This is a genomic window from Leptotrichia sp. oral taxon 847 (genome assembly GCF_001553645.1).
GTDB lineage: Bacteria > Fusobacteriota > Fusobacteriia > Fusobacteriales > Leptotrichiaceae > Leptotrichia.
In genome coordinates, this window is record NZ_CP014231.1 from 12235 (window position 1) to 29371 (window position 17137).

18 protein-coding genes are annotated in these 17137 nt (G+C 28.4%); 16 read left to right on the forward strand and 2 right to left on the reverse strand.

The window, feature by feature from the left end:
• The first annotated feature begins 674 nt into the window (after nucleotides 1-674).
• The 3 genes from AXF11_RS00055 (at nucleotide 675) to galU (ending at nucleotide 2883) form a co-directional block, all read left to right on the forward strand.
• The gene (locus AXF11_RS00055; RefSeq protein ID WP_068153932.1) at nucleotides 675-1295 is read left to right on the forward strand and encodes a YdcF family protein; all 621 of its coding nucleotides are present in this window, start codon (nucleotides 675-677) and stop codon (nucleotides 1293-1295) included.
• A 70-nt stretch (nucleotides 1296-1365) separates the two neighbouring features.
• Entirely contained in the window at nucleotides 1366-1956 is a 591-nt protein-coding gene (locus tag AXF11_RS00060; protein WP_231724712.1) for a hypothetical protein, read from the forward strand.
• Between the two features lie 30 nt (nucleotides 1957-1986).
• Nucleotides 1987-2883: a UTP--glucose-1-phosphate uridylyltransferase GalU gene (gene galU / locus AXF11_RS00065; RefSeq protein ID WP_068153933.1), complete on the forward strand. Its 897-nt coding sequence runs from the start codon at nucleotides 1987-1989 to the stop codon at nucleotides 2881-2883.
• A 277-nt stretch (nucleotides 2884-3160) separates the two neighbouring features.
• Here the strand turns inward: galU and AXF11_RS00070 are convergent, their stop codons facing one another.
• Nucleotides 3161-3706: a C40 family peptidase gene (locus AXF11_RS00070; protein ID WP_068153934.1), complete on the reverse strand. Its 546-nt coding sequence runs from the start codon at nucleotides 3704-3706 to the stop codon at nucleotides 3161-3163.
• Nucleotides 3707-4079: 373 nt separating this feature from the next.
• Between AXF11_RS00070 and lpxC the strand changes: the two genes are divergently transcribed.
• From lpxC to metA, 11 genes are all read left to right on the forward strand, one after another.
• Complete coding sequence (gene lpxC, locus AXF11_RS00075; RefSeq protein ID WP_068158061.1) at nucleotides 4080-4925, forward strand: UDP-3-O-acyl-N-acetylglucosamine deacetylase; 846 nt, start codon at nucleotides 4080-4082, stop codon at nucleotides 4923-4925.
• A gap of 128 nt (nucleotides 4926-5053) precedes the next feature.
• On the forward strand, nucleotides 5054-5479 hold the full coding sequence (gene fabZ, locus AXF11_RS00080; RefSeq protein ID WP_068153935.1) for a 3-hydroxyacyl-ACP dehydratase FabZ: 426 nt from the start codon (nucleotides 5054-5056) through the stop codon (nucleotides 5477-5479).
• 31 nt (nucleotides 5480-5510) lie between these two features.
• Nucleotides 5511-6290, forward strand: a complete 780-nt coding sequence (gene lpxA, locus AXF11_RS00085; RefSeq protein WP_068153936.1) for an acyl-ACP--UDP-N-acetylglucosamine O-acyltransferase — start codon at nucleotides 5511-5513, stop codon at nucleotides 6288-6290.
• A gap of 129 nt (nucleotides 6291-6419) precedes the next feature.
• A complete protein-coding gene (locus AXF11_RS00090; RefSeq protein WP_068153937.1) occupies nucleotides 6420-7223 on the forward strand; it encodes an LpxI family protein in 804 nt (267 codons plus the stop codon).
• A 44-nt stretch (nucleotides 7224-7267) separates the two neighbouring features.
• Nucleotides 7268-8404: a lipid-A-disaccharide synthase gene (gene lpxB / locus AXF11_RS00095; protein ID WP_068153938.1), complete on the forward strand. Its 1137-nt coding sequence runs from the start codon at nucleotides 7268-7270 to the stop codon at nucleotides 8402-8404.
• A gap of 24 nt (nucleotides 8405-8428) precedes the next feature.
• Nucleotides 8429-9847 carry an MATE family efflux transporter gene (locus AXF11_RS00100; protein WP_068153939.1) on the forward strand — a complete coding sequence of 473 codons (1419 nt, stop codon included), beginning with the start codon at nucleotides 8429-8431 and terminating at the stop codon, nucleotides 9845-9847.
• 46 nt (nucleotides 9848-9893) lie between these two features.
• Entirely contained in the window at nucleotides 9894-10526 is a 633-nt protein-coding gene (gene plsY / locus AXF11_RS00105; RefSeq protein WP_068153940.1) for a glycerol-3-phosphate 1-O-acyltransferase PlsY, read from the forward strand.
• 9 nt (nucleotides 10527-10535) lie between these two features.
• Nucleotides 10536-11570 carry an NAD(P)H-dependent glycerol-3-phosphate dehydrogenase gene (locus AXF11_RS00110; protein ID WP_068153941.1) on the forward strand — a complete coding sequence of 345 codons (1035 nt, stop codon included), beginning with the start codon at nucleotides 10536-10538 and terminating at the stop codon, nucleotides 11568-11570.
• 30 nt (nucleotides 11571-11600) lie between these two features.
• The gene (locus AXF11_RS00115; protein ID WP_068153942.1) at nucleotides 11601-12425 is read left to right on the forward strand and encodes a sigma-70 family RNA polymerase sigma factor; all 825 of its coding nucleotides are present in this window, start codon (nucleotides 11601-11603) and stop codon (nucleotides 12423-12425) included.
• 18 nt (nucleotides 12426-12443) lie between these two features.
• Nucleotides 12444-13571, forward strand: coding sequence for a DNA polymerase III subunit beta (gene dnaN / locus AXF11_RS00120; RefSeq protein WP_068153943.1), 1128 nt, complete (start codon nucleotides 12444-12446; stop codon nucleotides 13569-13571).
• A gap of 43 nt (nucleotides 13572-13614) precedes the next feature.
• Nucleotides 13615-14538: a homoserine O-acetyltransferase MetA gene (metA, locus tag AXF11_RS00125; protein WP_068153944.1), complete on the forward strand. Its 924-nt coding sequence runs from the start codon at nucleotides 13615-13617 to the stop codon at nucleotides 14536-14538.
• 157 nt (nucleotides 14539-14695) lie between these two features.
• On the opposite strand, the gene AXF11_RS00130 is transcribed toward metA, so the two are convergent.
• Nucleotides 14696-15274, reverse strand: a complete 579-nt coding sequence (locus AXF11_RS00130) for a YiiX/YebB-like N1pC/P60 family cysteine hydrolase (RefSeq protein WP_068153945.1) — start codon at nucleotides 15272-15274, stop codon at nucleotides 14696-14698.
• 210 nt (nucleotides 15275-15484) lie between these two features.
• Between AXF11_RS00130 and AXF11_RS00135 the strand changes: the two genes are divergently transcribed.
• A complete protein-coding gene (locus AXF11_RS00135) occupies nucleotides 15485-16288 on the forward strand; it encodes an Mrp/NBP35 family ATP-binding protein (RefSeq protein WP_068153946.1) in 804 nt (267 codons plus the stop codon).
• Nucleotides 16289-16342: 54 nt separating this feature from the next.
• A complete protein-coding gene (locus AXF11_RS00140) occupies nucleotides 16343-17020 on the forward strand; it encodes a response regulator transcription factor (RefSeq protein ID WP_068153947.1) in 678 nt (225 codons plus the stop codon).
• Nucleotides 17021-17137: the final 117 nt, after the last annotated feature.

Genomic DNA, 17137 nt, shown 5'->3' on the forward strand with positions numbered 1-17137 from the left:
TCTAAAGTTCTTCTTTTTTTTAAATATTTATTTAGAGCAGAAAAAGATATAAAAATATAATTTTAAATTTTATTATCGGACATTATATTTTTACAAATATCTTTTAAAACCAAAGACAGAGTAAAATATTTAGGGGAAATAAAAACTTCTATTTTAAGTTTCTTATTCAATCCAGAAAGTTACTAAAATAATTTTTTCTTTTTTAAGCAGAAGTGCTCATCGCCGCACCCCTGCACCCCAGCAAGGCTCAAGTCATTTTTATGCACTGATAAAAAACTCGCACTAATCGTGCTCAAACAGTTTTGTCAGCACATAAAAATGCTCCGACGGTTTAAATTCTACTGTTATACAAAAGGTGTCGTGATTTTTTTGGAGTAAAGACGACTGTTTGAACGAAGTGAGTTTCGGCTTTACTTCAAAAAAATGCTTAGACGAGCGAGGGGATTATAAGGGGAAATGGCGGTCCTTTCCCCTTATGTAAAAAATAAAAAATAATATTAAACAAAATAACATTTTGTAATCAAGAATAACTTAAAAAATTTAAAATTAAAAATCTGCCCCTAAAATTTTTAAACCATCAAAACCAAATTATTATTTTGAAAAAATTATATTATGTTGTATAATTAAAAATATAACTACTATTTAATTGTAAAAAATAATAAGCAGGAGATTTTATGAAAAATATAATTTTTACTATTTTAAAGATATTTATTATTTTGTTTTTTTTAATATTTATTCTAGAAGAGTATTTTGTAATAAAAGAGTATAAAAATGATGAAAAATTGATTGATGAGAATAAAAAAATAGATTATGTGATTGTTTTGGGAGCAAGAGTTTATGATGATAAACCAAGTAAATCACTTGTAGAAAGAATTAAAACAGCGAACGAGTTTTTACATGAAAATGAAGCGGCAAAAGTTATAGCAACTGGAGGAAAAGGCGTAAATGAAAAAGTTACGGAGGCATCTGTTATTAAAAGGGAACTTTTGAAATTGGGAATTGCGAATGAAAGAATTATTTTGGAAGATAAATCTCGGAACACTGTCCAAAACTTTGAATTTTCACTTGAAAAAATAAAGAAAGATAACCCAGAAAAAAATAAAAGAAATATTTTAATTGTAACGAACGACTATCATATTTTTAGAGCAAAAAATATTGCAAAATCTTTGGGATATGAAAAAGAAGGGTATAAATTTTATGGGTTGCCTGCAAAAACACCTTTGATTTCTATACCAAAATCGCATTTTAGAGAGTTTTTGTCAAATATAAAATTTTTTATTTTGAGTAAAAAATAAAAATGTTGTGAAAACTCAAAAAATATTATATAATTATGTAACAAGGTAAAAATGAAAGGATTAAAAAAATATGAAAAAATTGATGATATTTTTAGTTATTGGACTTAGTTTACAATCTTTTGGAAAGGTAAATGCTGGCAAAAATGTCATAGATAAACCTGAAAATGAATTGACAAAAGCTAATTCGTGTGGGTTTATGAACAAATCGGATGAATTTTTAACACGAGTTATATCCCAAATAAAATCTGGAAATAAAGCAAAAGAAATCTTTTGTGATTCTGACGGAACTAAAATGGCGTACTATTTGATAGAAAATGGAGATTATGACTTAAATATAGGTGTTGCGATTAAAGTCGACAATACTACAACAAATTCTGATTTCAAAGAAACTTTTTATAAAAAGTTAGATGAATATAAAAATCTTTTGAAATTAATTGATAATTCAAAAATAAAAAAAGAAAATCTTCCAAATAACGAAATTGTAAGATTTTATGGACAAATAGATGAAAATAAATTTTTCGTAATAGGTAAATTAATTTACGATATGAAAACGAAAAAATACAGAATGGTAGGAAGCAGTCAAGGAAAAGAACTGTTTGACAGAATATCGCTATTTGATCGATTGGATTCTGTGACTTACAGTGATGAAATTTATTTCTAAATAAAAAAATGAGTTTTAAGGAGAAAAGTTATGAAAAAAATCAGAAAAGCCGTTATTCCCGCAGCGGGACTTGGAACGAGGGTACTACCTGCAACAAAAGCACAACCTAAGGAAATGTTGTCAATTGTCGATAAGCCAGCACTACAGTATTTAGTGGAAGAATTGGTTGAATCGGGAATTGAAGAAATTTTGATTATCACTGGAAGAAATAAGGTTTCGATTGAAAACCATTTTGACTATTCCTATGAACTGGAAAAAACATTGGAAGAAAATGGAAAAATGGAATTGTTGAAAGAAGTAAATAAAATCTCTGAAATGTCTAATATTTATTATGTAAGGCAGAAAAGACCACTTGGACTAGGACATGCGATAAGCTGTGCCGAAGCTTTTGTTAGAAATGAGCCCTTTGTCGTACTTTTAGGAGACGATATTATATATACCGATAAATCAAAAGGTGAAGTCCCTGTAACAAAACAGTTAATTGAAAAATATAATGAGTTAAAAAGTGGAAACATTTTGGGAGTGCAGGAAGTTTTGAAAAAAAATGTTTCAAAATATGGAATTATTAAGCCTAAAAAACAAATAGATACAAAAACTGTAATTGTAGAAGATTTTATTGAAAAACCTTCGGTTGAGGAAGCACCAAGCAGATTGGCTGCTCTTGGACGATATGTTTTAGAGCCAGAAATTTTTTCATACTTAAAAAACACAAAACCTGGAAAATGTGGAGAAATTCAATTGACAGATGCCATTTTAGCAATGAAGAAAGATAAAGATAAATTATACGCTTATAATTTTGATGGAAAAAGGTATGATACGGGGGATAAGTTTGGAATGTTTGTAGCAAATGTGGAATTTGGACTTAGACATCCAGAATTAAAAGAGAGAGCGAGAGAATATCTAAAAGAATTAGTAAAAAAATTATAAATTTTTAAAAAGGAAAAATATTATTTTTTTTAGAATATAAAAGACAAGAAGAATCTTAAAAAGTTAAGGTTCTTTTTTTTAAAATAAAAAAATAGAGATAGTAACTAAAAATGTAGATACTATCTCTTTTCCAAAGTTTTTATTTTTAATTTTCAATTTTACAATTTTGAAAATTATATTGATTTTTTGTATACCGATTGTTTTATAAGTATCAGTTTAACTTACTATAAATATTATGTAAAAAATAAATTTTAAATTAAATACAAATTGTTACTTTCTAACTAAATGGATTAATTGCCCATCTAAATGTTTTGTTATAAAAATCACTGTCTAAGCTAGAAACCATTACTCTTCTACCTCCAGAAGAAGCGTGAATAAACTGGCTATTTCCCATATAAATTCCTACATGTGAAATTCTACCTCTTCCAGTTGTTTCGAAAAATACTAAATCACCTTTTTTCATGTTCATTGAAGAAATTCTTGGTTTATATGCAGCTTGCGAACTTGAAACTCTCGGTAAGTTTACATTAGCAGCTTTTTTGAATACATAACCAACGAAGCCAGAACAATCAAATGTATTTGGTCCTGTAGCACCCCATACATATGGTGAACCTAATTTAGTCTGTGCAAAAGAAATAACTCTATCTCTAACTGCATTTGAAGAAGGACGACTAGCGTAACTATTGTAATTGCTTACAGGTCCCACCTCTCTTTTTATAGTTAAATTAGTGTTTTTATAATGATTCTTGATTGTACTCTCTAAGTCTGCAAAAGATACTGCAGAAATAAGCAAAGCTCCAGCTAGTATCAATATTTTTTTCATTGTAACCTCCTATCTACCTTTGAACTTTGGTATAATCATTATAGCAATACCCTCTTTTTATATTATTTGATAAAATATATTTTTTTCTTTGAAAAAACAAGTGTTATATACACAGTGTAGTAAAAAATACTGGTTATAAAAGGGTTATAATGAACGCAAAATTTTTAAAAAATTTTTAATAATTAAACAAAAAACTTCGCATATAAAAATTAAAGTATTTTTATTTTAAGAATTTTGTATAAAAATATTCTAAACAAGTAAAAAAATATACAATTGAAAAAAATCGTAAAAAATGTTAATATTGTTCTTGTAAAGATTTGTTTTGGCAAAATTTTTTGAAAATTTTAATATAAAAAATGATGGAGATTTTAAAATGAAGAGAAAAACGATAAAAAATCAGGTTAAAGTTAGTGGAATTGGACTTCATAAAGGGAAAGAAGTGAAAATGGTGTTAAAACCTGCAAGTCAAAAAAATGGAATTGTTTTTAAAAGAATGGATATTAGCGATAAAGATAATATTGTAAAAGTAAATTATAAAAATTTATTTGATTTGGAGAGAGGAACTAATGTTCAAAATAAAGATGGAGTAAAAATTCATACAATTGAACATTTTATGTCGGCTCTTTCGGTTTGTGGAATTACTGATATTCTTGTAGAAATTGAAGGAAATGAGATGCCAATTTTGGATGGAAGTTCAGCCCAATTTGTAGAAAAAATTAAAAGTGCTGGTATTTTAGAACTGGAAGAGGAAATAGAACCTTTAGTTATAACAGAACCTATAATTTTTTCTGATGAAAAAAGTGGAAAATATGTATTGGCACTACCATATGATGGATTTAAAATTTCTTATACGATAGATTTTAAACACACATTTTTAAAATCAGAATATTTTGAAATTGAAGTGAATTTGGAAAATTATGAGAAAAATATTGCAAGTTGCAGAACTTTTGCATTTGATTATGAAATAGAATTTTTGAAAAAAAATAATCTTGCACTTGGAGGAAGTTTAAAAAATGCGATTGTAATTGGAAAAGACGGACCATTAAATGATTCTGGACTTCGATTTGAAAATGAATTTGTGCGACATAAAATTTTGGATATAATTGGGGACTTATATGTTTTAGGAACACCAATAAAAGCACATATAATCGCAATAAAAGCGGGACATTTTGTAAATGCAAAACTGACTGAAATGATTGCAAAAAAATTTGGGATGTAAAAGAATTTATATTTTTAAAATATAAAGTTTTTAAATAAAAAATTTTATTAAAAAAACTTGTAATTTATTAAAAAATAAAATATAATATAGATAATTTAAGTTAAAAAGATAATTAGGAGGAAAATAAAATGGAAACAGTTATGAATATAGAAGATATTATGAAAATATTGCCACATAGATACCCATTTTTATTGGTAGATAGGGTGATAGAAAAAAACGGGACAGATAGTCTAGTTGCAATTAAAAATTTAACTATGAATGAGGAATTCTTTCAAGGACATTTTCCAGGAAAACCTGTTATGCCAGGAGTTTTGCAAATGGAAGCACTTGCACAAGCAGTGGGGCTACTTATGTTAGAACCAGGTAAAATACCTTTATTTATGTCAATTGACAAATGTAAATTTAGAAAACCTGTTGTACCTGGAGATCAATTGAGACTTGAAGTAGAAAAATTAAGTGTGAGAAGAAACATTATTGTTGCTAAGGGAAGATGTTTGGTTGATGGTGCCGTAGTGAGCGAAGGGGAATTAAAATTCGCAGTAACGGATATGTAAATGCAAATAAAAAATGAAGAGGTATTGATTTATGAGTATAAATAATATACACCCAACGGCAATTGTTGATCCAAATGCTAAAATAGGAGAAAATGTAAAAATAGGTCCATATTCAATAATTGGTCCTGAAGTTATAATAGGAAATGGAACAGTTATAGAATCGCATGTTGTAATCGAAGGCGAAACTATAATAGGTGAAAATAATTATATCTTTTCTTTTGTATCAATCGGAAAAGTGCCGCAAGATTTGAAATTTAACGGTGAAAAAACAAGAGTTGTAATTGGAGATAATAATAAAATTAGAGAATTTGTTACAATTCACAGAGGAACAACAGATAAATATGAAACGAGAATAGGAAATGATACACTTGTTATGGCGTATGTTCATATTGCGCACGACTGTATTATCGGAGACCATTGTGTGTTAGCAAATGCGGCTACTTTTGCAGGTCATGTGGAAGTCGAAGATTGGGCGGTTGTCGGTGGACTTACAGCGGTGCATCAGTTTACGAGAGTCGGAAGACATGCCATGATTGGTGGATGTTCAGCTGTAAATCAAGATGTGGTCCCATATATGCTGTCAGAAGGAAATAAAGCAAGAGCAGTATATATCAATATAGTTGGGCTTAAAAGAAGAGGATTTTCTGAAGAGCAGATAAAAACTTTAAGAGAAGTTTATAAAATAATTTTTAAGAAAAAATTGAAACTGGAAGAAGCATTGCAAATTTTGGAAAAAAATTATAAAGATAATGGAGATGTAGTAAAATTAGTTGAATTCATTAGAAAAAGTAAAAGAGGAATCACAAGATAGAAATTTTTAATCAGTTAAATGAATATAAGTTTTCTCAGAATAAATAATTTAGAAAATAAGCTAGACATATTTATTTTGGGTTAATTTTTTTATAAATTTATATTTGGTATTTAACAAAAGGAATGAAATATGGAAAAAGTGGGATTAATTGCCGGAAATGGCAAGTTGCCAGAATTATTTTTAAATGCTTGTCAAAAGAAGGGAATTGAGTTATTTTGCGTCTATTTGTTTGAAAGCGTTGAAGAAAGTGTAAAAAATTATAAAAATTCAGTAAAGTACAGTGTAGCACAAGTTGGTAAAATTATTTCTTATTTTAAAAAAAACAATATTTCTGATTTAGTAATGTTGGGGAAAGTTGAAAAAAATCTTATTTTTTCCAATTTAAAATTTGATTTAACAGCGACTAAAATTTTACTTTCGACAAAAAATAAAAAGGATAAAAATATACTAAAAGCAATAATAGATTATATCGAAAGTGAAAATATAACAGTTTTACCGCAAAATCATTTTCTTGATGAATTTATGGCAAATGATAAAGTTTACACGAAGACAAGTCCTGATAAAAATGAGAAAAAAACGATAGAAATTGGAATAGAAGCTGCAAAAATGTTGACAAGTATCGATGCTGGACAAACAGTTGTCGTAAAAAATGAATCGGTTATTGCGCTTGAAGGAGTTGAAGGAACGGATAGGACAATTTTACGAGGAGGAGAACTTGCTGGGAAAAAGTGTATCGTTGTGAAAATGGCTAGAAATGATCAAGATTACAGAATTGATATTCCGACGATTGGGCTTGAAACTGTAAAGAAAGTGGCGCAGATAAATGGACGAGGGATAGTTATCGAAGCAGATAAAATGATGTTTATTGACAAAGAAGAAGTAATTAATTTTGCAAATAAAAATAAAATATTTATAGTGGGAATTAAATTTTAGAAATATTCAAAAAATTTATTTTTCAAAAGAAAATAGGTAAAATTATGGAAAAAAATAGAAAAATATTTATTTCTTGCGGTGAAATGTCGGGAGATTTGCACGCTTCTTACATTGTGGAAGAAATGAAAAAGAAAGAAAATCTTGAATTTTATGGAGTTGTTGGAGATAAGTCCATCGCAGCTGGAGTAAAAGTGATAAATCATATAAAGAATAACGATGTGATGGGATTTGTGGAAGCTATAAAAAAATATTGGTATTTTAAGGAAAAATCAAAAGAATATATTAACTTTATAAAAAAAGAAAAAATAAAAACAGTAATTTTTGTTGATTTTGGTGGCTTTAATTTAAAATTTTTTGATTTGGTAAAAAAAGAATTACCAGATGTAAAAACGATTTATTACATTCCTCCAAAAGTTTGGGCCTGGGGGAAAAGTAGGATTAAAAAATTGAAAAACTTTGATGAGGTCATTGTGATTTTTCCTTTTGAAAAAAAATATTTTGATAAAACAATTGAAAATTTTGGAATTAATTCAAAAAAAAGTTTAAAAGTTCAGTATTTTGGAAATCCATTTGTTGATAAATATAAATTTAGCGAACATTTGGGAGAAAAAATTTTACTTTTGCCGGGAAGCCGTAAGCAGGAAATTGAAAAATACTTGCCTGTGATTTATGAAGTTTTGATAAATCCGAAAGTGAAAAATGAAAAGTTTATAATGAAACTGGCGGATAAGTCGCATATTAAATACATCGATGAAATGGAGAAAAAATTTAATATGAATTTTAGAAGTTTAAAAAATTTGGAAATTTCATTTGAAAAAGTGGAAAATTTTAGAGATGAGTGTAAATTTTGTATTGCAACTTCAGGAACTGTTACATTTGAAATGGCTCTTATGGGGCTGCCTGTCATAGTAGTCTACAAAACTTCTAAAATAAATGCTTTTATAGCAAGAAAAATCGTTAAAATAAAATATATTACTCTGACTAACTTAAATGCCAAAAAAGAAATTTTTAAAGAGCTGCTGCAAGAAGATTTTTCATCTCAAAAGATTTTGGATGAAATGGAAAAAATGGAAAAAAATAAAGAAAAAATTGTACAAAGTTTGAAACTGGAAAAAGAAAAATTCGGAAATTGTGGGGTTCTAAAAAGAATCTCAGAGTATCTAATTTCTAAAATTGGATAGTATACTAAAAAAAGAGGAAAAAATATGGGAAAACAAGATGAATTATCAAATAATTCAATATTAAAATTATTTGTAAAATATTTTATTCCGACACTGATAGGTTCTGCAGTAGTTGTTTTGTACAATATTGTGGACAGGTTTTTTGTCGGGAAGATTAGTGAAAAAGCGCTTGCTGGTGCTGGAATAGCATTTTATATAGTTATGCTTATAATTGCTTTTTCAATGTTAATTGGAGTTGGAGCGGGGACAATTATTTCGCTTAGATTGGGGCAAGGTAAAAAAGGTGCGGCAAAAAAAGTTTTAGGAAATACAATTACAATGTTTGCAGTTTTAGGTATTTTTTTATATCTTGTGCTAATATTGAATATAAACACTATTTTAACGTATTCGGGAGCAAATAGTGAAACTTTGCCATATGCAAAAGCATATTTACAAATAATTATGTTTGCAATATTACCGCTTTTTTACTCTTATGGACTGACTAATGTCTTAAATTCAGTAGGAGCACCTAACGTTGCAATGTTTTCAATGTTAATCGGAGCAGTTGTCAATATTATTTTAGATTATGTGGCAGTTATGATTTTACATACTGGAATTGAAGGTACAGCTTATGCAACATTGATAGGAAATGTGCTGTCGGCAGTATTTGTTTTATATTTTTTAATAGCGGGGAAATTTCCTTTTAAAGTTAATTTATTTGGGTTTAAGTTGGAAGAAAAAAGTAAATTGGTTTTGCAATTTAATAAATTAAAGTTGGATAAAAAGATTATAATAGACATTTTATCAATTGGAATGTCGCCATTTTTACTACAAGCCGCAAGTTCTCTTGTGGGAGTGATTACAAATAAAATTGTGGATATAAATGGCGGAACTTATGGAGTTGCAATTATGACTATTATAAATTCATATTTGCCGCTTATGACGATGAGTGTCTATTCGGTTTCACAGGCAATTCAGCCAATTGTGGGGTTTAATTATGGAGCAAAAAATTATGAAAGAGTTAGAGAATCACTACTTACAGCAGTGTATGCTGGTGTTGGATTGTCCGCAATATTTTGGGCAGTTGTAATGATTTTTCCAAAAGAAATGGTTTTATTTTTTAATGAGAAAAGTACGGTTTCTGCTTTAAAGGAAGGGGAAAAGGCTATGAGAATATATTTTTCTCTTGTAATTTTGTCGTCTTTTGGAATCATTATACCGAATTATTTTCAAGCAACAGGACGTTCTAAATATTCTGTAATTTTAAATTTATTGAGACAGGTTATCATCTTTTTAATAGTCGTTATAATTTTTTCGAACATATTTAAATTAAATGGTGTCTGGTATGCACAGCCATTTACGGATTTTGTATTTTTTATAATACTTGCTGTGCTTTGGTATAAAGAAAATAAAAAGATGAAAGATTTAACTGCTGCAAGAGAACAAGAGAAAATGAAAAAATAGCAATTAAAGAAAAAATAGAAAATTAATAAAAAAAGAGGTAAAAATTATGAGAGTAATAATACTTATGGTGATTTCTTATTTGCTGGGAAGTATTCCAAATGCACTTTGGATTGGGAAAGTTTTTTGTGGAATAGACGTGCGGGAACATGGAAGTAAAAATACAGGTTCTACAAATGCAGCTCGTGTCTTAGGAGCAAAATGGGGGCTTTTGACGCTGATTTTGGATATTTTAAAAGGACTTGTTCCGACATTGATAGCAGTTAGTTTGAAAATGGACTTTTTTCAAAATCTGACAAATATTAAAAATATAGATTTTGTATTAGTTGGAGTTTGTGCTATATTAGGACATATTTTTTCTATATTTTTGAAATTTAAAGGTGGAAAAGCTGTTGCTACAACACTAGGAGTATTTGTGATACTTGTACCAAAAGCTATATTATTTTCAGCAATTATATTTTTTATAGTTTTTGCAATTTTTAGATATGTGTCGCTTTCTTCGATTTGTGCAGCAGTATCACTTCCGATATTTATATTTTTGATGTATAAAAGTATTTGGATTTATACATTTTTAGGAATTTTGATAGGAATTTTAATAATTTTAAAACATAGAAGCAATATTGAGAGATTAAAAAATGGGACTGAATCGAAATTTAATTTAAAAAATAAAAGTGGAAAGTAGGTAAGAATAATGTTAGAAAATAAAAAAAATATATTAGTTATAGGTGGTGGAAGCTGGGGAAGCTGTCTTTCAAAGTTATTGGTTGAAAATGGTCATAATGTTTATTTATGGGAGTATAACGAAGAAAATAGAAATGTTATGAGAACTACAAAGACAAATCCAAATTTTTTGAAGGGAATAAAATTGCCAGATGAGTTAAATATTGTGGACGATTATGGAAAGGTTTTAACTGATGAAAAAAAATATGGAAAAATAGATATTGTGTTACTTGCGACGCCAACACAATTTTTACGAGGTGTTTTAAAAAGATTGAAAAATTTCTTGAATTATAATATAATATTAGTAAACGTTGCGAAGGGATTAGAAATTTCTACTAAAAAGAGAATTTCTGAAATAGTTGATGAAGAATTAGAAAATAAAAATTATAGTTATGTTTTATTAGCTGGGCCTACTCATGCGGAAGAAGTGGCACAAAGGTTACCATCGGCAATACTTTCGGTCTCAAAAGATGAAAAATCGGCAAAGATTGTACAAAAGACGTTTAGTAATGGATATTTCAGAGTTTACACAGGAACAGACTTAATGGGAGCCGAACTTGCTGGAGCATTAAAAAATTGCCTTGCAATAGCAGCCGGAATTGCTGACGGTATAGGTTATGGAGATAATACAAAAGCTGCGCTTATCACTCGTGGAATAAATGAAATGTTTGAAATTGCAAAATATTACAATGCGAACCAAAAAACATTCATGGGACTATCTGGACTGGGGGATATTATTGTAACTTGTACGAGTCGTCATAGTCGAAATAGATACGTGGGAGAAAAATTAGGAAAAGGAGAAAAAATAGAAGATATAATAAAGAATATGAAAATGGTGTCCGAGGGAGCTGAAACAATCAAAGCACTTTACAAAATTATAAAGGAAAATAATTTGAATGCACCCATTTTTACTGCACTTTATGAAGTTATTTACAAAGGAAAACCAGTGGCCGAGTTAGAGAAGACATTTATGAGTAGAGATTTAAAATCAGAATTTTCAAATTAAAAAATTTAAAGAAAAAATCGGGAGTGTGAAATGGAAGACAACAACAATTTAAATTTGATGTCGTTATATTTAAGTGATATTCAAAAGTTTGATTTACTTTCAAAAGAGGAAGAGTATGATTTATTAAGACGAATAAAAGAAGAGAACGATGAACAGGCAAGACAGTTATTAATATTATCAAATTTAAGATTGGTGATAAGTACTGCCAAAAAATCTCTGGGAAATGGACTTCCATTAATAGATTTAATAAGTGAGGGGAATATAGGATTAATAAAAGCCATAAATAAATTTGATTATGAAAAAGGTCATAGATTTAGTACATATGCGGTTTGGTGGATAAAGCAATCCATAAAAAAAGCGATTATAAATATTGGTCGGGATATTAGAATACCGTCGTATAAATATGAGCAATTATCCAAAGTAAATAAAGTTATGAAAGATTATATGGCAACTCACGGTGAAATGCCGTCAACAAGTTACATTGCCAAAAAAATTGACTTAAAAGAAAATAAAGTAGTTTTACTTATGAATGAATTTCAAGATATGGTTTCATTAAATGAAATAGTAGGGGATAATATTTTTTTGGAAGACGTTATAGGTAAAAACGACGATGTTGAAGAAAAAATTATAAAAGAAGATCAGTTATTAGAAATGCGAGAATTACTTAACAATGTTTTGACTGAAAGGGAAAAGAAGATATTGGAGTACAGATATGGACTTTACAACAATAGAATTTATACTTTGAAAGAAATTGGTAAAATGATGGGAATTACTCGGGAAAGAGTGCGTCAAATAGAAAAAAAGGCAATAACAAAATTAAAGGAGCATTTGAAAAAATACAAAGACATATTATAAAATTAAAGAGGTGAAATTATGCTAAATATGACAGTCGACAGAAAAACATTGTTAAAAGCAATTAACATTGTCGCAAAAGCTGTAACAGAAAATAAAATCAGGGAAGTTTTGTCTGGAATTTATATTGAAACTTTTGAAAATAAAGCGGTTTTAAGAGGAACAGATTTGGAATTGTCAATAAATACTGAGATTGAAGCCAAAATAACGGAACACGGTAAAATTGTAATAAAGCACGAATTGATTGAAGAGTTTTTAAAACAGATTTCTGATGAAAAAATTGCGCTTATAGAGGAAGATGGGATGCTAGTGATAAAAACGAGTGCAACTGATGCAAACTTTTCGTTGTATGACGCAGAAAATTATCCGATTCAAACAAAACTTGAAACAGGAGTGGAATACACATTTCCAAAAGAAAAATTGTTAAATTATATCGAAAATGTAAAAATTTCAGCTGCAACTGATGCAGAAAATTTAGCGGTAAACTGTATTCGTCTGGAAATAGAAGAAAATAAATTAAAGTTAATTTCATCGGATACATACAGACTTACATACATTGAAGAAAATTTGGAAGAGAGTGAACAAGGTAAAGCAAACTTAAATGTTAGCATTCCGCTAAAAACAATTGACGGACTTGTAAAAATTATGAAATTGGTGGAAGAAAATGAAATAATGTTAAAATCAGATGGTTCAAAAGTTTATTTCAAATTTTCAAATGTAGAAATCTTAACAAGGACAATAGATTTACAATTTCCAGATTATAAATCAATTTTGAATAGTTCTAAGCATGATAAAAAGGTACTTTTAAACACAAAAGATTTTTTGTCAGTTTTAAGAAGAGCCTCAATTTTTGTAAAAGAAAATAAAGAATTTAGAAATGGCGCTGTTTTTAAATTCGAAAATAATAAATTAACACTTACAGGGACAAATGATAGCGCAAGAATAAAAGAAGAAATAATAATCATTCAGGAAGGTGAAAATTTAAAAATTTCATTAAACGTAAAATTTTTGATTGACTACATTTCTACAATACAGGGAAAAGTAACAGTTTTAGAATTGTTAAATGACAAAAGTTCTGTTATTATAAAAGATGAAAGTAATCCAAATTCACTTTATTTTACGATGCCATTATCACTTAGGGAAAGTTAATTTTAAATTTTGGTAAAATATTAATGCGAAAGGGGAATACACAATGCCTATAAAAATACCTAATAATTTACCGGCAGTAGAGATTTTAGCAAAAGAGAATATCTTTGTAATGAAAGAAAGTAGAGCATTGTCGCAAGATATTCGACCTTTAAAATTTATGATAGTAAATTTGATGCCAACTAAAATTGAAACAGAAACTCAACTGTTAAGACTACTTAGTAACACACCACTTCAAATTGAAGTTACATTTTTAAAAATGGCTTCGTATGTTTCAAAAAATACTTCAAAAGAACATATGGCAAATTTTTATAAAACATTTGATGATATTAAAAATGATTATTTTGATGGTCTGATTATAACAGGAGCGCCTGTGGAAAATTTGGAGTTTGAAGAAGTGATTTATTGGAATGAGCTTACCAAAATTATGAAATGGAGCAAAAAGCATGTTTACTCGACAATTTCAATTTGCTGGGGAGCACAGGCTTGCCTTTACTATCACTACGGAATTAAAAAATATAAATTAGAAAAAAAGCTTTTTGGAATTTATCCGCTGAAAATAAAAATCTGTCATACGATGCTGCTTCGTGGTTTTGATGAAATCTTTAATATGCCACAGTCAAGACATACGGAAGTGAGAGCCGAAGATGTTGAAAAGGTTCCAGAATTAGAAATACTGGAAAAATCAAAGGAATCTGGTGTGAGTATTGTAAGGACTGTAGATAAAAGAAATGTCTTTATTATGGGACACTTGGAGTATGATAGAATGACTTTGGCAAGAGAATACGAAAGAGATATGAAATTGGGTAAAAAAATAGAGGTACCGTTTAATTATTATCCTAATGATGACCCTACAAAAGTTCCACCTTTTGTCTGGCGTGGACACGCAAATTTGTTATTTTCAAATTGGATTAACCACCACGTGTATCAAAATACTCCATATGATTTGAGAGAATTGGAAAAATTTTGATAAAATAAAACTGACCTAAAATTATTTAAAATTTTAAGCCAGTTTTTTATTACAAACAGTTGCAGATACTGGCATTTGTAACTCCTAGTAATTCTACTTTAATAAAAAATTAATTAATAAAAAAATAAAGTTTTGGAGAAATTTTTTAAAATTTGTTTTAAAAAACAATATTTTCAAGAAGTTTAGAATTCATAATATCGTACGGCATAACCATTCCGCCACCATTTGAATCGAGATTTATGATCTTTCCTACCTTAAGTCCTGCTTTTTTGAATACAATGTAAATAAATTGCGAGCAGTACAGTCTTTTGTCAAAATTTTTATTAAAGGTTATTCCGTATGGTTTTGTAATGGTTTCATCTATTTCGTGAAATAGAGCGTTTTTAAAGTTGTCATCTATATTTTTTAATCTAAATACAGCAACTTGCCTTTTTAAATTTTGCCACGCATAAATTGGACTTTCACTGTAACCAATTGAATACGCTGGAAATTCTACAATCTTTTTATGTTCATTTAAAACTGCGGCGTGTCCCCACATAGAACGTAACGTTGGCCTTTTAGATAAAATAAGAATATCACCAGGCTGTAATTTATCCATATTTTGAATTATTTGTTTTGGGGAGTACCATTTGTATTTTGAAGCTGATGATTGCGCATGTAAAGTTAGCGAAAACATCAAAAAAAGAAAAAATAGAAAAATTCGTTTATTATAATTTTTAAAAGTTTTATTTTTCATATGTAAAAAATCCTTTCCCAAATTTTATATCAATATTATATAAAAAACTAAAAAAATAGTCCAGTATTATTTTATAAAATTGAAAAAAAGAAAAATTAAAAAAAGATACAAATTTTAAAAAAAATAACTTGAGTTTTTATTAAGTTTATGGTTTAATTAGAGTAGAGAAGTTTTAAAAACAATAAAATTAGGAAGAAAGGAGGAAAAGTTATGCCAGATAAGAATGCTATTTTGCTAGAGAGGAAGCAAAAAATAGATGTTAAGATGGATAAAGTAAAGCATAAGATAGCTGTGATGAGCGGAAAAGGTGGAGTTGGTAAAACAACAACAGCAATAAATTTAGCTTATGGATTATCAATTAAAGGATATAAAGTAGGGGTTTTGGATGCCGATTTGCATGGTCCTAATGTTCCGATTATGTTCGGAGTGGAAGGAAAAAAGCTTTCTAAAATTTCAGTGCCATTTAAAATTTCAGATAATTTATGCATTTCTTCACTAAGTTTTTTTATTCCTGATAATGATCCTGTCATTTGGAAAGGTCCACAGAAAATGACCGCTATAATGGAATTGCTAGAAGGTGTTGAGTGGCAGGAATTAGATTTTTTAATTATTGATTTGCCACCTGGAACAGGAGATGAAACATTGGCGATTGCACAAAATATAAAAGGTGCAAGTGCATTGATAGTTTCAACACCTCAAAATGTTTCGATTCTGGATTTAAAAAGAGCACTAAAATTTGCAAAATTAATAAATTTGAATGTTCTGGGAATTATTGAAAATATGAGCGGATTTGTTTGTCCCAACTGTAATAAAGAAGTAAATGTATTCAAAAAAGGTGGAATAGAGGCAGTTGCAAAAGAAACAAAAACTGATTTTTTGGGTTCTGTCCCGCTGGATGCCAATATTGTTGAATCAAGTGATAATGGATTACCGTTTATCTCAAATGATTCGTTAGCGTCAAGAAAAATGAACGATATTATTGAAAAAATTATAAAAAAAGTAAATAATAATTAATTTAAAAAACAAACAAAAAAATTTCAAATAACATAAAGAAAGCGAGAGAAAAATATGAAAGTACTAGTATTTAATAAAAATGAAAAAACAAGAATGGTAGTTGGACAACTATTAAAAGAGTTGAGTTTTAATGTAATATTGGCAGAAACAGAAGAACAATTGCTGGATTCTATGAAAAATGAAGCGTTGGACATAACATTTTTAGATACAAATTCATTCGAAGATTTTCAGCATTCAATCGACAGTGTGTTAAAATATAAAAGACAGAGCTACATAATATTATCAATAGAGCAAGATGACAGATATTCAAAAACGGAAGCGCTATTAAATGGAATCGATGACTATGTTTATAATGATTTTAGACTAGAAGAAATTTCGGCAAAATTTAAATCAATAGTAAGAATTTTGAATAAAAAATTAACAGAAGACGAAATGGGAATTTTAACAGCATATGATTTGACATTAAATCCAGCAAATAGGGAAGTGAAAAGAGCTGGAAATGAAATTGAATTGACAAACAAGGAATTTTTGTTACTTGAGTATTTTTTGAGAAATAAAAATAGGGTGCTTACAAGAACAATGATTTCAGAGAAAATATGGGATATTGATTTTGTTTCTGAAAGTAATATAGTGGACGTTTACGTAAATTTCTTAAGATCAAAAATTGATAAAGGCTATGATGAAAAAATCATAAGAACTGTAAGAAGTGTGGGTTATATAGTAAAAGAATAGCAAATTTGGTTAAAATATTTTCTTTTTTGAAAAAATGTAATAATAACAAAATAATAAAAAATATAAAATTTTATTGATTTTATAAAAATAATATGTTAAAATATATTACATAAAAAA

Excerpts from the sequence above, each read along its gene's own strand:
- lpxC (WP_068158061.1), top strand. The coding sequence starts at position 4,080 with ATGAAGAGAAAAACGATAAAAAATCAGGTTAAAGTTAGTGGAATTGGA.
- galU (WP_068153933.1), top strand. The coding sequence starts at position 1,987 with ATGAAAAAAATCAGAAAAGCCGTTATTCCCGCAGCGGGACTTGGAACG.
- lpxA (WP_068153936.1), top strand. The coding sequence starts at position 5,511 with ATGAGTATAAATAATATACACCCAACGGCAATTGTTGATCCAAATGCT.
- AXF11_RS00135 (WP_068153946.1), top strand. The coding sequence starts at position 15,485 with ATGCCAGATAAGAATGCTATTTTGCTAGAGAGGAAGCAAAAAATAGAT.
- AXF11_RS00140 (WP_068153947.1), top strand. The coding sequence starts at position 16,343 with ATGAAAGTACTAGTATTTAATAAAAATGAAAAAACAAGAATGGTAGTT.
- AXF11_RS00060 (WP_231724712.1), top strand. The coding sequence starts at position 1,366 with ATGAAAAAATTGATGATATTTTTAGTTATTGGACTTAGTTTACAATCT.
- AXF11_RS00110 (WP_068153941.1), top strand. The coding sequence starts at position 10,536 with ATGTTAGAAAATAAAAAAAATATATTAGTTATAGGTGGTGGAAGCTGG.
- AXF11_RS00100 (WP_068153939.1), top strand. The coding sequence starts at position 8,429 with ATGGGAAAACAAGATGAATTATCAAATAATTCAATATTAAAATTATTT.
- AXF11_RS00090 (WP_068153937.1), top strand. The coding sequence starts at position 6,420 with ATGGAAAAAGTGGGATTAATTGCCGGAAATGGCAAGTTGCCAGAATTA.
- AXF11_RS00115 (WP_068153942.1), top strand. The coding sequence starts at position 11,601 with ATGGAAGACAACAACAATTTAAATTTGATGTCGTTATATTTAAGTGAT.
- AXF11_RS00130 (WP_068153945.1), bottom strand. The coding sequence starts at position 15,274 with ATGAAAAATAAAACTTTTAAAAATTATAATAAACGAATTTTTCTATTT.
- AXF11_RS00055 (WP_068153932.1), top strand. The coding sequence starts at position 675 with ATGAAAAATATAATTTTTACTATTTTAAAGATATTTATTATTTTGTTT.
- fabZ (WP_068153935.1), top strand. The coding sequence starts at position 5,054 with ATGGAAACAGTTATGAATATAGAAGATATTATGAAAATATTGCCACAT.
- metA (WP_068153944.1), top strand. The coding sequence starts at position 13,615 with ATGCCTATAAAAATACCTAATAATTTACCGGCAGTAGAGATTTTAGCA.
- plsY (WP_068153940.1), top strand. The coding sequence starts at position 9,894 with ATGAGAGTAATAATACTTATGGTGATTTCTTATTTGCTGGGAAGTATT.
- lpxB (WP_068153938.1), top strand. The coding sequence starts at position 7,268 with ATGGAAAAAAATAGAAAAATATTTATTTCTTGCGGTGAAATGTCGGGA.
- dnaN (WP_068153943.1), top strand. The coding sequence starts at position 12,444 with ATGCTAAATATGACAGTCGACAGAAAAACATTGTTAAAAGCAATTAAC.
- AXF11_RS00070 (WP_068153934.1), bottom strand. The coding sequence starts at position 3,706 with ATGAAAAAAATATTGATACTAGCTGGAGCTTTGCTTATTTCTGCAGTA.